Origin of the sequence: Pseudomonas sp. SWRI50, assembly GCF_014269095.1 — a bacterium.
In the GTDB taxonomy this organism is placed as follows: Bacteria; Pseudomonadota; Gammaproteobacteria; order Pseudomonadales; family Pseudomonadaceae; genus Aquipseudomonas; species Aquipseudomonas kermanshahensis.
In genome coordinates this window covers 330,405-344,320 of sequence record NZ_JABWRW010000001.1, presented here as the reverse complement: position 1 = coordinate 344,320, position 13,916 = coordinate 330,405, and the positions used below count along the sequence as shown (strand labels likewise).

Here is a 13,916-nt window from a genome sequence, read left to right as displayed (position 1 = left end):
TCCAGATGACGTTCAGCAGAACGACTTTTCGCACAAGCCCTGGCAGGCCTGCATCATCGACCGTGACGCCGCAACCACTCACGGGACAGCTCCCGGGCACGCTGGTCGGCGGCAAATACCGCGTCCAACGAGGCCAGTGGCACTACAGGCTCCTGATCGAGCACTTGTTCGATCATACCCGCGATCTCCGGGAAGCGGATACGCCGCTGGAGAAATGCCTCGACAGCCACTTCGTTGGCCGCATTGAGCACGGCAGGTGCACTGTTGCCGGCCTCGGCAGCCTGCCGCGCCAGGCGCAGGCACGGGAAGCGCTGTTCGTCGGGCGCCTGGAAATCCAGGCGTGCGATAGCAAACAGGTCCAGCGGTGCGACGCCAGAATCAATGCGCTCTGGCCAGGCCAGCGCATTGGCGATCGGCGTGCGCATGTCCGGGTTGCCCAACTGGGCGAGCACCGAACCGTCCACGTAATCCACCAGCGAGTGGATCACGCTCTGCGGGTGCACCACCACCTCGACCTTGGCGGGCGAGGCATCGAACAGCCAGCAGGCCTCGATCAACTCGAGCCCTTTGTTCATCATGCTGGCCGAATCCACGGAAATCTTGCGCCCCATGGACCAGTTAGGGTGCGCGCACGCCTGCTCCGGGGTGACATCGGCCAATGCGGCGGACGGTGTTTCGCGGAACGGGCCACCCGATGCCGTCAGCAGGATGCGGCGCACCCCCACCTGGCTCAGGCCGCGGGCATAGTCGTTGGGCAGGCACTGGAAGATTGCATTGTGCTCGCTGTCGATCGGCAGCAGCACGGCACCACTGCGCCGCACCGCCTCCATGAACAGCGCGCCAGACATCACCAGCGCCTCTTTATTGGCCAGCAACACTTTCTTGCCCGCCTCGACGGCAGCCAAGGTCGGTCGCAGCCCTGCTGCACCCACGATGGCGGCCATCACCGCATCCACCTCGGGCGCTGCGGCAACCTGGCAAAGCCCCGCCTCGCCTTCCAGCACCTGGGTAGCGCACCCGACGGCAGCCAGGCCGTCGCGCAAGCGCGCAGCGCCTTCGGCATTCGGTACTACCGCGTACTCCGGGCGATGCCGGACGCACAGCGCCAGCAGCTCGTCGATGCGCGAGTAACCGCTCAGGGCGAATACCGAATAACGCTCAGGGTGACGTGCAATCACATCCAGCGTGCTCAAGCCAATGGAGCCGGTGGCGCCCAGCACGGTAATGCGCTGCAACGTACTCACATCACACCCCATTCGGCAGCCCACAGCAGCACGGCAAAGAGCGGGATGGCCGCCGTCAGGCTGTCGATGCGGTCGAGCACGCCACCATGGCCGGGCAGCAGGTTGCTGCTGTCCTTGATGCCCGAGCGGCGCTTGAACATGCTTTCGGTCAGGTCACCGATCACCGAGGCCATGACCACCAGTGCCGCGCCCAACAGACCCAGCAGGATCTGGCCAACACCCCAGTCGCGGCTGATACCGACCACCAGCGTAATCACCAGGCTGACAGCCAGGCCACCATAGACGCCTTCCCAGCTTTTGCCCGGGCTGACCTGCGGCGCCAGCTTACGCTTGCCGAAGGCTCGACCAGAGAAGTAAGCACCGATGTCGGCGGCCCACACCAGCACCATGACCGACAGAATCAGCCAGTTGCCGAGCGGCCAGTGCTTGAGCAGCACCAAGCCTTGCCACGCCGGCAGTAACACCAGCAGGCCGATCAGCAAGCGGCAGGCCGCACTGGCCCATAGCTCGCTGCTGCGCGGATAGGTCAGCACCAGCCAGGTGGCCAGCCCCCACCAGATCACCGACGCACCCAGCACCCACGGTGCCAGGTCGGGCATCAGGTGCAGCAGCATCAGCGCTCCGGCGACGACCGCGGCGTAGGCAATGCGCAGTGGCTGGGTCATCAACCCCGCCAGGCGCGCCCACTCCCAGGCGCCGAGGGTGACCACGAAGCCGATGAACAGGGCGAAATCCCCACCATTGAGCAGGAAGAAGCCACCCAGCGCGACCGGCAGCAGGATCAGCGCGGTAATGATGCGTTGTTTAAGCATTAAGCACGAGCTCCAGCCTCGACCTGCTCGCTGGTCTTACCGAAGCGGCGCTGGCGCGAAGCGAAATCGGCCAGGGCATTGCGCATGGCCTCGTGTTTGAAGTCCGGCCAGTACAGGTCGGAGAAATACAGCTCGGCATAGGCCAGCTGCCACAGCAGGAAATTGCTGATGCGGCGTTCGCCCCCGGTGCGGATGCACAGGTCCGGCAACGGCAACTCACCGGTGGACAGGCACGTCTGCAGCAAACCCGGCGTGATATCGTCCGGACGCAGATGGCCCGCCTGTACTTCCCGCGCCAGGCGCTGGGCAGCCTGGGCGATGTCCCACTGGCCACCGTAGTTGGCCGCGATCTGCAGGATGAAGCGGTTGTTGCCGGCGGTCAGTGCCTCAGCCTCACGCATGGCCGCCTGCAGCTCAGGATGAAAGCGCGAGCGATCACCAATGATGCGCAAGCTGATGTTGTTCTCGTTGAGGCGACGCGCCTCACGGCGCAGGGCCGAGAAGAACAACTCCATCAGCGCACCGACCTCTTCGGCGGGGCGCTGCCAGTTTTCGCTGGAGAAGGCGAACAGGGTCAGTACCTCGACCCCCGATTCGGCGCAGACTTCGATGACCGCACGCACGGCATCTACGCCAGCCTTGTGCCCGGCAACGCCGGGCAGCAAGCGCTTCTTCGCCCAGCGGTTGTTGCCATCCATGATGATCGCGACGTGTCGCGGCACCGAGGACGGCGCCGCTGGCTTGGTCTTTTCCATTAAAAAACCTCGGCCTTAGACGGCCAACAGGTCCTTTTCCTTGGCCTTGAACGCAGCGTCGATTTCGGCGACAAACTTGTCGGTCAGCTTCTGGATCTCATCAGCGGCGCGACGTTCTTCGTCTTCGCTGATTTCCTTGTCCTTGGTCAGCTTCTTCAGGTCGGCGAGTGCGTCACGGCGCACGTTACGCACGGCCACCTTGGCATCTTCGGCAACGCCGCTGGCCTGCTTGGTGTAACCCTTGCGGGTTTCCTCGGTCAGGGCCGGCATCGGGACGCGGATGGTGGTACCGGCGCTGGACGGGTTCAAGCCCAGGTCGGAGGTCAGGATGGCTTTTTCGATGGCAGCGCTGAGGTTCTTGTCGTGCGCAACGATCTTCAGGGTGCGCGCGTCCTCGACGGTAATCGCGGCCACCTGGTTCAGCGGCATTTCGCTACCCCAGGCAGTGACCCTGACGCTGTCCAGGATGCTTGGGTGGGCACGGCCGGTGCGGATGGCAGCCAGGTGGCGACCCAGCGCCTCGATGGACTTGCCCATGCGGTCCTGGGCGTCTTTCTTGATAGCGTTGATCATTTTTGAACTTCCTCGATCAGGGTTCCTTCCGCGCCGCCATGCACGATGTTCAGCAGGGCGCCCGGCTTGTTCATATTGAAGACGCGCAGCGGCATCTTGTGGTCGCGGCAAAGGCAGATTGCCGTCAGATCCATCACACCCAGCTTGCGATCCAGCACTTCATCGTAGGTCAGATGATCGAACTTCTCGGCATGCGGGTCCTTGAATGGATCTGCAGTGTATACACCATCGACCTTGGTTGCCTTCAATACCACGTCGGCATCGATTTCGATGGCGCGCAGGCAAGCGGCAGAGTCGGTGGTGAAGAACGGGTTGCCGGTACCGGCAGCGAAGATTACGACTTCTTTGGCGTTCAGGTGGCGCATGGCTTTGCGGCGATCATAGTGATCGGTCACGCCTACCATGGAAATCGCCGACATGACGATGGCGGTAATGTTTGCCCGCTCCAGCGCGTCGCGCATGGCCAGGGCATTCATGACGGTCGCCAGCATGCCCATGTGGTCACCGGTGACGCGGTCCATGCCGGCTGCACTGAGCGCCGCACCACGGAACAGGTTGCCACCGCCGATCACCAGACCGACTTGCACACCGATGCCGACCAGTTGGCCGACTTCCAGCGCCATGCGATCCAGGACCTTGGGGTCGATCCCGAACTCTTCCGAGCCCATCAGGGCCTCGCCGCTAAGTTTGAGTAGAATGCGTTTATAGCGAGCCTGATGACCACTGCCCTGCTGAGCCATTGCGAATCTCTCCTGCGGCGTTTGTAAAAAAATTCTGGCGGGCTGCTTGAGCCTGCGTGTAACTCTAACGTGACGCAGCGACTGCGTCAGCGAACAGCGGTTTGGAAAACCGCTCCCGCTTTGACAAAGAGGCTGCGCGCGTGAGCGGGCAGCCTCTTTGGGGCGACAGACGTGTCTGTCTTACTGCTTGGCAGCAGCTACCTGAGCGGCAACTTCTTCAGCGAAGTTGTCGACTGGCTTCTCGATGCCTTCGCCGACCTTGAAGTAGGTGAAGGAAACGATTTCAGCACCGGCTTTCTTGGCCAGCTCGCCAACCTTGACTTCCGGGTTCATGACGAAGGCTTGCTCTTTCAGCGAAGCTTCAGCCTTGAACTTGGTGATACGGCCGTTGATCATGTTCTCAACGATGTTTTCCGGCTTGCCGGCGATCTTGTCGGCGTTCAGCTGCAGGAAGACATTCTTCTCGCGCTCGATGGCCTCGGCGGAGATTTCCGATGCATCCAGGAACTCCGGGTTCGAAGCAGCAACGTGCATGGCGATGTTCTTGGCCAGCTCGACGTCGCCGCCTTTCAGGACAACAACGGCACCGATCTTGTTGCCGTGCAGGTAAGCACCAACAACGTCACCCTCAACGCGCGCCAGGCGGCGGATGTTGACGTTTTCGCCGCACTTGGCGACCAGGGCTTCACGGGCTGCTTCGCGCGAGGCGATCAGCGGTGCAGCGTCGGTCAGCTTCTGGGCGAAGGCTTCTTCGAGGCTTTCGGCTACGAAGTTTTTGAAGTCGTCTTGCAGGGCCAGGAAGTCGGTCTGCGAGTTGACTTCCAGCAGAACGGCGGCTTTGCCGTCGGTCTTGACGGCGATAGCGCCTTCAGCAGCGACGTTGCCAGCCTTTTTGGCGGCCTTGATGGCGCCCGAGGCACGCATGTCGTCAATGGCTTTTTCGATGTCGCCGCCGGCCTTTTCCAGGGCCTTTTTGCAATCCATCATGCCTTCGCCGGTACGCTCGCGCAGTTCTTTGACCAGCGCTGCAGTAATTGCTGCCATTTCAAAATCCTCTTGGAAAGTTTTTCAACCATTCCACCCGCTCATCACGGGCGTTCAATTCTGCAAATCCGCTGTTTCTATCTCAGCAGGCCCATAGTGCGGGGCGGTTGCTGACAGCAGGATTTCAAGGTGGCAAAAAGGGGGCAAAGCCCCCTTTTTGCGTGCCAAGTAGACGCCAGGCGTCAATTACTCAGCAGCAGGTGCAGCCGCTTCTTCAGCGTAGACTTCGGTGCCGCCAGCAACGTTGTTGCGGCCGCGGATGATGGCGTCGGCCATCGAAGTCATGTACAGCTCGATAGCGCGGATGGCGTCATCGTTACCTGGGATGATGTAGTCAACACCTTCCGGGCTGCTGTTGGTATCGACAACGCCGATAACCGGGATGCCCAGCTTGTTGGCTTCGGTGATAGCAATGCGCTCGTGGTCAACGTCGATCACGAACAGGGCATCAGGCAGGCCGCCCATGTCCTTGATACCACCCAGGCTGCGGTCCAGCTTTTCCAGATCGCGCGAACGCATCAGGGCTTCTTTCTTGGTCAGCTTGGCAAAGGTGCCATCTTCGGCCTGAGTTTCCAGGTCGCGCAGACGCTTGATCGAAGCACGGATGGTTTTGTAGTTGGTCAGCATGCCGCCCAACCAGCGGTGGTCAACGTATGGCGAACCGGCACGAGCAGCTTGCTCGGCGACGATCTTGCCGGCGGAACGCTTGGTGCCGACGAACATGATCTTGTTCTTGCCCTGGGCCAGACGCTCTACGAAAGCCAGAGCTTCGTTGAACATTGGCAGGGTTTTTTCCAGGTTGATGATGTGGATCTTGTTACGCGCGCCGAAAATGTACTTGCCCATTTTCGGGTTCCAGTAACGGGTCTGGTGGCCGAAGTGCACACCGGCCTTCAGCATATCGCGCATGTTGACTTGGGACATGATAGTTCCTTGATAAGTCGGGTTGGGCCTCCACGCATCCCAATGACCAACCCACAGATTCTAGAATCCGGGGCACCCAGGTCATCGTGTCGACACGTGTGTGGGTTTAGGGCTTACGGGGTCGACCCCGAAAGCGGCGCATTTTATACCACAGACCGCGAGCGAACGGAACCCGAATACTGTCGCGTCCGTCAGCGGTTTTTGCAGCACCCAGGCTTTCAGGCCAAAATGCCCTCTATAGACAGCAGGATGGCCGGCTTTATCCCGACCGATTGCCGCCCTGCTCTGCTAGAATCCGGCCTTTCCCGTTTGTTCGCGCCGTGCACGGCGCCGTAGAGAGCCTGTAATGACCGTCACCATCAAGACCGCAGAAGACATCGAGAAGATGCGCATCGCCGGCCGCCTGGCCGCCGAGGTGCTGGAAATGATCGAAGAGCACGTCAAGCCCGGTGTCACCACCGAAGAACTGGACCGCCTGTGCCACGACTACATCGTCAACGTGCAGCAGGCCATCCCGGCGCCGCTCAACTACAAGGGTTACCCCAAGTCGATCTGCACCTCGATCAACCATGTGGTCTGCCACGGCATCCCCAACGACAAGCCGCTCAAGGACGGTGACACGCTCAACATCGATGTCACCGTGATCAAGGACGGCTACCACGGCGACACCAGCCGCATGTTCCACGTCGGCAACGTGCCGGTCTGGGCCGAGCGCCTGTCCAAGGTCACCCAGGAATGCATGTACAAGGCCATCGAGCTGGTCAAGCCGGGCTGCCGCCTGGGCGACATCGGCGAAGTGATCCAGAAGCACGCTGAAAAGAACGGCTTCTCGGTGGTGCGCGAATTCTGCGGCCACGGCATCGGCAAAGTGTTCCACGAAGAACCGCAGATCCTCCACTACGGCCGCGCCGGCACTGGCATGGAACTCAAAGAAGGCATGACCTTCACCATCGAGCCGATGATCAACCAGGGCAAGGCAGACACCAAGGTCCTGGGCGATGGCTGGACCGCCATTACCAAGGACCGCAAGCTCTCGGCCCAGTGGGAGCACACCCTGGTGGTGACGGCGACCGGTTACGAGATCTTCACGCTGCGCAAGGACGACACTATCGCGCGCACCTCGGCCTGAGTCCGCGCCAGGCACCCCACGACAGGAACGCGACGCAATGCCCCAGGTGGATCCCGAGCTGTTCGACCGCGGCCAGTTCCAGGCGGAACTGGCCCTCAAGGCGAGCCCTATCGCCGCCTTCAAGAAAGCCATCCGCCAGGCGGGCGAGGTGCTCGACCGGCGTTTTCGCGAAGGCCGCGAAATCCGCCGTTTGATCGAGGACCGCGCCTGGCTCGTCGACAACATCCTGCAGCAGGCCTGGAACCAGTTCGACTGGGGCGACCAGCGCGGCATCGCCCTGGTCGCGGTAGGCGGTTACGGGCGCGGTGAACTGCACCCGCATTCCGACATCGACCTGCTGATTTTGCTAGGTGCTGCCGAACACGAGCAGTACCGCGAGGCCATCGAGCGCTTCCTCACCCTGCTCTGGGACATCGGCCTGGAAGTGGGCCAGAGTGTGCGCACCGTCGACGAATGTGCCGAGCAGGCACGTGCCGACCTGACGGTCATCACCAACATGATGGAAAGCCGCACCGTCGCCGGCCCCGAAGCCTTGCGCCAGCGCATGCTGGACGTCACCAGCACCGAGCACATGTGGCCGAGCAAGGAGTTCTTCCTGGCCAAGCGCGCCGAGCTCAAGGCCCGCCACCACAAGTACAACGACACCGAGTACAACCTTGAGCCCAACGTCAAGGGCTCACCCGGTGGCCTGCGCGACATTCAGACCGTGTTGTGGGTGGCGCGCCGCCAATACGGCACGCTGAACCTGCACGCCCTGGCCGGTGAAGGTTTTTTGCTGGAAAGCGAGAACGAACTGCTGGCCTCCTCCCAGGACTTCCTGTGGAAGGTGCGCTATGCCCTGCACATGCTGGCCGGGCGCTCGGAAGACCGCTTGCTGTTCGACCACCAGCGCAGCATCGCCGCCTTGCTGGGCTACAGCGACGAGAACCCCAAGCGCGCGATCGAGCAGTTCATGCAGCAGTACTACCGGGTGGTGATGAGCATCAGCCAGTTGTGCGACCTGATCATCCAGCACTTCGAGGAAGTCATCCTCGCCGACGATGACAGCGGCACCACTCAACCCTTGAATGCGCGCTTCCGCCTGCATGACGGCTATATAGAAGCCGCCAAGCCGAACGTATTCAAACGCACGCCGTTCGCCATGCTGGAAATCTTCGTGCTGATGGCCCAGCACCCGGAGATCAAAGGGGTACGCGCTGATACCGTGCGCCTGCTGCGCGAGCACCGGCACCTGATCGACGAAACCTTCCGTCACGATATCCGCAACACCAGCCTGTTCATCGAGTTGTTCAAGTGCGAGATCGGCATCCACCGCAATCTGCGCCGGATGAACCGCTACGGCATCCTCGGCCGCTACCTGCCGGAATTCGGCCTGATCGTCGGGCAGATGCAGCATGACCTGTTCCACATCTATACGGTCGATGCGCACACGCTCAACCTGATCAAGCACCTGCGCAAACTGCAGTACACGCCGGTTTCCGATAAATTCCCGCTGGCCAGCAAGCTCATGGGCCGCCTGCCCAAACCCGAGCTGATCTACCTGGCCGGGCTTTACCACGACATCGGCAAGGGCCGCCAGGGTGACCACTCGGAGCTGGGCGCGGTGGACGCACAGACGTTCTGCGAGCGCCACCAACTGCCGGCCTGGGACAGCCGCCTGATCGTCTGGCTGGTGCTGAACCACCTGGTGATGTCCACCACCGCACAGCGCAAAGACCTGTCCGACCCACAGGTGATCAACGACTTTGCCTTGCATGTGGGGGACGAGACCCGCCTGGATTACCTCTATGTGCTGACCGTGGCCGACATCAACGCCACCAACCCCAGCCTGTGGAACTCCTGGCGCGCCAGCCTGCTGCGCCAGCTGTACACCGAGACCAAGCGCGCCCTGCGCCGTGGCCTGGAAAACCCACTGGACCGCGAAGAGCAGATCCGCCAGACCCAAAGCGCCGCGTTGGACATCCTCGTGCGCGAAGGCGTCGACCCGGACGACGTCGAGCAACTCTGGTCGCAGCTGGGCGACGACTACTTCCTCAAGCACAACGCGGCCGATGTGGCCTGGCACACCGACGCCATCCTCCAGCAGCCGGCCGACGGCGGGCCGCTGGTGCTGATCAAGGAAACCACCCAGCGCGAGTTCGAGGGCGGTACGCAGATCTTCATCTATGCCCCCGACCAGCACGACTTCTTCGCCGTGACCGTGGCGGCCATGTCGCAGTTGAACCTGAACATCCATGACGCGCGCATCATCACCTCGAGCAGCCAGTTCACCCTCGACACCTATATCGTGCTCGACAATGACGGCGGCTCGATCGGCGACAACCCGCAGCGGGTCAAGCAGATTCGCGACGGCCTCACCGAAGCGCTGCGCAACCCCGAGGACTACCCGACGATCATTCAGCGCCGGGTGCCACGCCAGCTCAAGCACTTCAATTTCCCGCCGCAGGTGACCATCCTCAACGATGCCCAACGGCCGGTGACCATCCTTGAGATCACCGCGCCCGACCGGCCGGGCCTGCTGGCTCGGATCGGCCGCATCTTCCTGGAGTTCGACCTGTCGTTGCAGAACGCCAAGATCGCCACCCTCGGCGAGCGCGTGGAAGACGTGTTCTTCATCACCGATGCCGATAACCAGCCGCTGTCCGACCCGCAGCTGTGCAGCCGCCTGCAGGAGGCTATCGTCCAGCAGTTGCAGGCTGGCCAGGCGAGCGACGCCAGCCCGACCCGCGTGACCTTTTAACGATTAGACGATTGACGAGACCTTGCGCCGATGAACCATGCCCTGACCCAGCTTCAGCCCTACCCGTTCGAGAAACTGCGCGCCCTGCTGGGCAGTGTGAAACCTGCGGCCGACAAGCGCGCCATCGCGCTGTCGATCGGTGAGCCGAAGCACACATCGCCGGCGTTCGTCGCCCAGGCCATGGCCGACAACCTCGACAAGCTGGCGGTGTACCCCAGCACCCTCGGCCTGCCAGGGCTGCGCCAGGCCATCGGCCAGTGGTGCGAGCGCCGCTTCGGCGTGCCAACCGGCTGGCTGGATGCCGACCGTCACATCCTGCCGGTCAACGGCACCCGTGAAGCACTGTTCGCCTTCACCCAGGCCGTGGTCAACCGGGCCGATGATGGCCTGGTGGTCAGCCCTAACCCGTTCTACCAGATCTACGAAGGCGCGGCGCTGCTGGCAGGCGCCACCCCGCACTACCTGCCGTGCCTTGAAAACAACGGCTTCAACCCTGACTTCGACGCCGTGCCGGCTGATGTCTGGCAGCGTTGCCAAATCCTCTTCCTGTGCTCGCCAGGCAACCCTACCGGCGCGCTGGTGCCGATGGACACCCTGAAGAAGCTGATTGCCCTGGCCGACGAGCATGATTTCGTGATCGCCGCCGACGAATGCTACAGCGAGCTGTACTTCGACGAAGACGCCCCACCACCGGGCCTGCTCAGCGCCTGCGCCGAACTGGGCCGCAGCGATTTCAAACGCTGCGTGGTGTTCCACAGCCTGTCCAAGCGTTCCAACCTGCCTGGCCTGCGTTCGGGCTTCGTCGCGGGCGATGCCGAGATCATCAAGCCATTTTTGCTGTACCGCACCTACCACGGCTGCGCCATGCCCGTGCAGACCCAGCTGGCCAGCATCGCTGCCTGGCAGGACGAGGCGCACGTGCGCGAAAACCGTGACCAGTACCGCGCCAAGTACGATGCCGTGCTGGATATCCTGCAGCCGGTGATGGATGTGCAACGCCCGGATGGCAGCTTCTACCTGTGGGCCAAGGTGCCGGGCTGCGACGCCGCGTTCACCCGCGACCTGTTCGAAGCCCAGCATGTGACCGTGGTGCCGGGGTCGTACCTGTCGCGTGACGTGGATGGCGTGAACCCTGGCGCTGGCCGAGTGCGCATGGCGTTGGTTGCGCCGCTGGCCGAGTGCATCGAGGCCGCCGAGCGGATTCGCGCGTTCCTGCAGAACCGCTGATTAGGCAGGGGGCGCTTTGCGCCCCATCGCAGCGGTTCGGCGCCCCGACAAGCCAGCTCCTACAGATAACTGCGCAGGCTCAGACCTTGTGAGGCCCCTGTGGGAGCGGGCTTGCCCCGCGAATGGGCTGCAGAGCGGCCCCTGCGAGCTACCGGACAGCGCCCAGGTTCGCCTCGCTCATATCCAGCTCACCCAGCACCTGCCGCACCACCTCATCGCCCACCAGGTGCTGACGATGCAGGTTGTACAACTCCAGCCGCTGCGCCCGCAGCGCACGCAAGCGCAAACGCCGCTCAAGCAGGTCCATCTGCTCAGCCAGGGCCCGTGCCTCCGCCGTGTCGTTGTAACTGTCCAGCTCGTCCCGGTACTCGGCCATCAACCGTGCCTTGAGCTCGGTCGCCAGTGTTGCTTGCGCGGCATCCTGCGGCGCGTTGGCATCGATCACCTCTTCCGCCTCCAGGGCATGAATCGCGGCCTCGGCCGTGCGTCGCCAAGCCTCCAGCACTTCTTGATGCAGCCGCTCATCCGGGCTTTGGGTGACGCCGCGCAGCAGAATCGGCAAGGCAATGCAGGCACTGATCAACGACAGCAGAATGACCCCTGCGGCGATGAAGATGAGCAAATCACGCTCGGGGAACGCGTGCCCCGCACTGATCAACAGCGGCACCGACATCACACCCGCCAGAGTCACGGCGCCACGTACGCCCCCTAGGGTCAGCAGCCAGCAGGAACGCGCCGTGGGCATCAGCACCAGCGCCGGCTTGCCCCGCCAGCGGCGTACCACACCAATGGCCCGCCAGATGCTCTGCACCCAGATAAACCGCAGCAGGATCAACGCCGCGAAGATCGCCAGTACATCCAGGCAGCGCCAGGCCAAGGTCGGCCAGACAGTGGCCTCGTGGCTCACGACGGCCTTGATGATGTCCGGCAATTGCAGGCCGAGCAGCAGGAAGATCAGGCCATTGAAGGCAAACTCCAGCAACGACCACACACTGCGATTGAGCAAGCGGGTACTGGTCTGGCGGGGCAGCAGGTCGAGCCAGCTCTGCATCATGCCGGCCGCCACTGCCGACAGAATGCCGGATACCCCCAGGCGCTCTGCCAATACATATGCCGCAAAGGGCAGCAACAGCATGAACACCACGTGCGTGGCGGGGTCGTCCCAGCCGCGGGCGATCATCCAGGCGCGCAGACGGCCGATCAGCCAGCTCAGGGCAACGCCGACCGCCAGGCCGCCAAGGGCAACCAGGACGAAGCTGAAGCTTGCATCGGCCAACGAGAACACCCCCGTGATCGCTGCGGCCAAGGCGAACTTGAACGTCACCAGGCCCGAGGCATCGTTCATCAGCGCCTCACCCTGCAGCATATGCATCAGCGGGGTTGGCAGACGGTCCTGTGCAATGGCCGAAACGGCCACGGCATCGGTAGGCGACAACACCGCTGCCAGGGCAAAAGCGACCGGCAGCGGGATGCTCGGCAACAGCCAGTGAATGAAGTAACCGGCGCCGACCACGGTAAACAGCACCAACCCCACGGCCAGCGCCACCACCGGCCCGCGAATGCGCCACAATTCGCGCTTGGGAATGCGCCAGCCATCGGCAAACAGCAGCGGCGGCAGGAACAGGAAGAGGAACAGCTCGGGGTCCAGGGCCACGTGCAGCCCCAGGGTGGGCCAGGCCAGCAGCGCGCCAGCGGCAATCTGCACCAATGGCAGGGGCAGCGGAATCATCCGGCCGACCAGCTTCGACACGCTGACCAGCGTGAGCAAAATGAGGACGGTATAGGCTGACTGCATCCGTGAAAGCTTCCTTTATGAATCAATAACCGTAGCGAGGCGAAACATCGCCATTGAAACAATATGTTAGCGGCGTATGGCAATGCGGGGCCGCTGCACGATAGTCGCAGGTGCGGCGGGAATATGTAACACAATGATGCATGTGTTTGGGTGACGGGGGGCAAGGCTGAAGGGCGTTGGCGCCTATGAGAACGAGCGCCGCCCGCGCGGCGCTTCGCAGCACAAGGCTGCTCCTACATCTGTTTCGGGCCAATTATTCCTGTGGCATGGGCGCGCGGCCCCTTGGTGCCCACCTTGATATCGAGTCGGACAAACAAGGCGGTCGCGCGCAGATTCCACAGGCGTGACTGGCCCGAAACAGATGTAGGAGCAGCCTTGTGCTGCGAAGCGCCGCGCGGGCGGCGCTCGGTCTCATAGGCGCTACAACGCTCAACCCCTCCCCATTCGCCCACACCCCGTGGCGCTCACCGAATCGTTCCCGCATAATCCCGCGACTGACTTTCGAAAAATGGAGAAATTGGGGAACCTTTGCCCCAATGTACACAATGACTTACACGCTCTACGGCATCAAAGCCTGTGACACCATGAAAAAGGCGCGTACCTGGCTCGAAGACAAAGCCATCGCCTACGAATTCCATGACTATAAAACCCAAGGCATCGACCGTGACAGCCTGAACCGCTGGTGCGACGAGCACGGCTGGGAAGTCATCCTCAACCGTGCCGGCACCACCTTCCGCAAGCTCGACGACGCCAGCAAGGCTGATATCGACCAGGCCAAGGCCGTCGAGCTGATGCTTGCCCAACCTTCGATGATCAAGCGCCCGGTGCTCGATCTGGGCGAGCGCACCCTGGTTGGTTTCAAACCTGATTCGTATGCCGCAGCTCTGGCCTGAGCCCGCCTGCGCTTCCACCCTATTTCGCACGAGGTAATCC

At 62.5% G+C, this 13,916-nt stretch carries 12 protein-coding genes; 4 read left to right on the top strand and 8 right to left on the bottom strand.

Annotated elements, in window-relative coordinates; all coding sequences use genetic code 11:
- Positions 1 to 53: 53 nt before the first annotated feature.
- The 7 genes from ispC to rpsB all read right to left on the bottom strand — a co-directional run bounded on the left by ispC (position 54) and on the right by rpsB (position 6,092).
- Complete coding sequence (gene ispC / locus HU750_RS01615) at positions 54 to 1,244, bottom strand: 1-deoxy-D-xylulose-5-phosphate reductoisomerase (protein WP_186675979.1); 1,191 nt, start codon at positions 1,242 to 1,244, stop codon at positions 54 to 56.
- A complete protein-coding gene (locus HU750_RS01610; RefSeq protein ID WP_099453135.1) occupies positions 1,241 to 2,056 on the bottom strand; it encodes a phosphatidate cytidylyltransferase in 816 nt (271 codons plus the stop codon). Before HU750_RS01610 ends, ispC begins: the two co-directional genes overlap by 4 nt.
- Complete coding sequence (uppS, locus tag HU750_RS01605; RefSeq protein WP_027595795.1) at positions 2,056 to 2,811, bottom strand: polyprenyl diphosphate synthase; 756 nt, start codon at positions 2,809 to 2,811, stop codon at positions 2,056 to 2,058. The genes HU750_RS01610 and uppS overlap by 1 nt, the downstream gene beginning before the upstream one ends.
- 15 nt (positions 2,812 to 2,826) lie before the next feature.
- Positions 2,827 to 3,384 (bottom strand): ribosome recycling factor, encoded by a 558-nt coding sequence (gene frr / locus HU750_RS01600; RefSeq protein ID WP_027595794.1) that lies wholly within the window; start codon positions 3,382 to 3,384, stop codon positions 2,827 to 2,829.
- The gene (pyrH, locus tag HU750_RS01595) at positions 3,381 to 4,124 is read right to left on the bottom strand and encodes a UMP kinase (protein WP_009686950.1); all 744 of its coding nucleotides are present in this window, start codon (positions 4,122 to 4,124) and stop codon (positions 3,381 to 3,383) included. Before pyrH ends, frr begins: the two co-directional genes overlap by 4 nt.
- Positions 4,125 to 4,304: 180 nt before the next feature.
- Positions 4,305 to 5,168: a translation elongation factor Ts gene (gene tsf, locus HU750_RS01590; RefSeq protein WP_027595793.1), complete on the bottom strand. Its 864-nt coding sequence runs from the start codon at positions 5,166 to 5,168 to the stop codon at positions 4,305 to 4,307.
- Between the two features lie 186 nt (positions 5,169 to 5,354).
- Complete coding sequence (gene rpsB, locus HU750_RS01585) at positions 5,355 to 6,092, bottom strand: 30S ribosomal protein S2 (RefSeq protein ID WP_027595792.1); 738 nt, start codon at positions 6,090 to 6,092, stop codon at positions 5,355 to 5,357.
- 346 nt (positions 6,093 to 6,438) lie between these two features.
- Between rpsB and map the strand changes: the two genes are divergently transcribed.
- Genes map through dapC form a run of 3 tightly spaced genes read left to right on the top strand, consistent with a single transcriptional unit; the run spans position 6,439 to position 11,188 of the window.
- Positions 6,439 to 7,221: a type I methionyl aminopeptidase gene (gene map, locus HU750_RS01580; RefSeq protein WP_027595791.1), complete on the top strand. Its 783-nt coding sequence runs from the start codon at positions 6,439 to 6,441 to the stop codon at positions 7,219 to 7,221.
- Positions 7,222 to 7,258: 37 nt separating this feature from the next.
- Positions 7,259 to 9,961 carry a [protein-PII] uridylyltransferase gene (locus tag HU750_RS01575; protein WP_186675977.1) on the top strand — a complete coding sequence of 901 codons (2,703 nt, stop codon included), beginning with the start codon at positions 7,259 to 7,261 and terminating at the stop codon, positions 9,959 to 9,961.
- Between the two features lie 30 nt (positions 9,962 to 9,991).
- A complete protein-coding gene (dapC, locus tag HU750_RS01570) occupies positions 9,992 to 11,188 on the top strand; it encodes a succinyldiaminopimelate transaminase (protein ID WP_186675975.1) in 1,197 nt (398 codons plus the stop codon).
- A 148-nt stretch (positions 11,189 to 11,336) separates the two neighbouring features.
- On the opposite strand, the gene HU750_RS01565 is transcribed toward dapC, so the two are convergent.
- Complete coding sequence (locus HU750_RS01565) at positions 11,337 to 12,983, bottom strand: Na+/H+ antiporter (protein WP_186675973.1); 1,647 nt, start codon at positions 12,981 to 12,983, stop codon at positions 11,337 to 11,339.
- Between the two features lie 545 nt (positions 12,984 to 13,528).
- Between HU750_RS01565 and HU750_RS01560 the strand changes: the two genes are divergently transcribed.
- Entirely contained in the window at positions 13,529 to 13,876 is a 348-nt protein-coding gene (locus tag HU750_RS01560; protein ID WP_027595785.1) for an ArsC family reductase, read from the top strand.
- Positions 13,877 to 13,916: the final 40 nt, after the last annotated feature.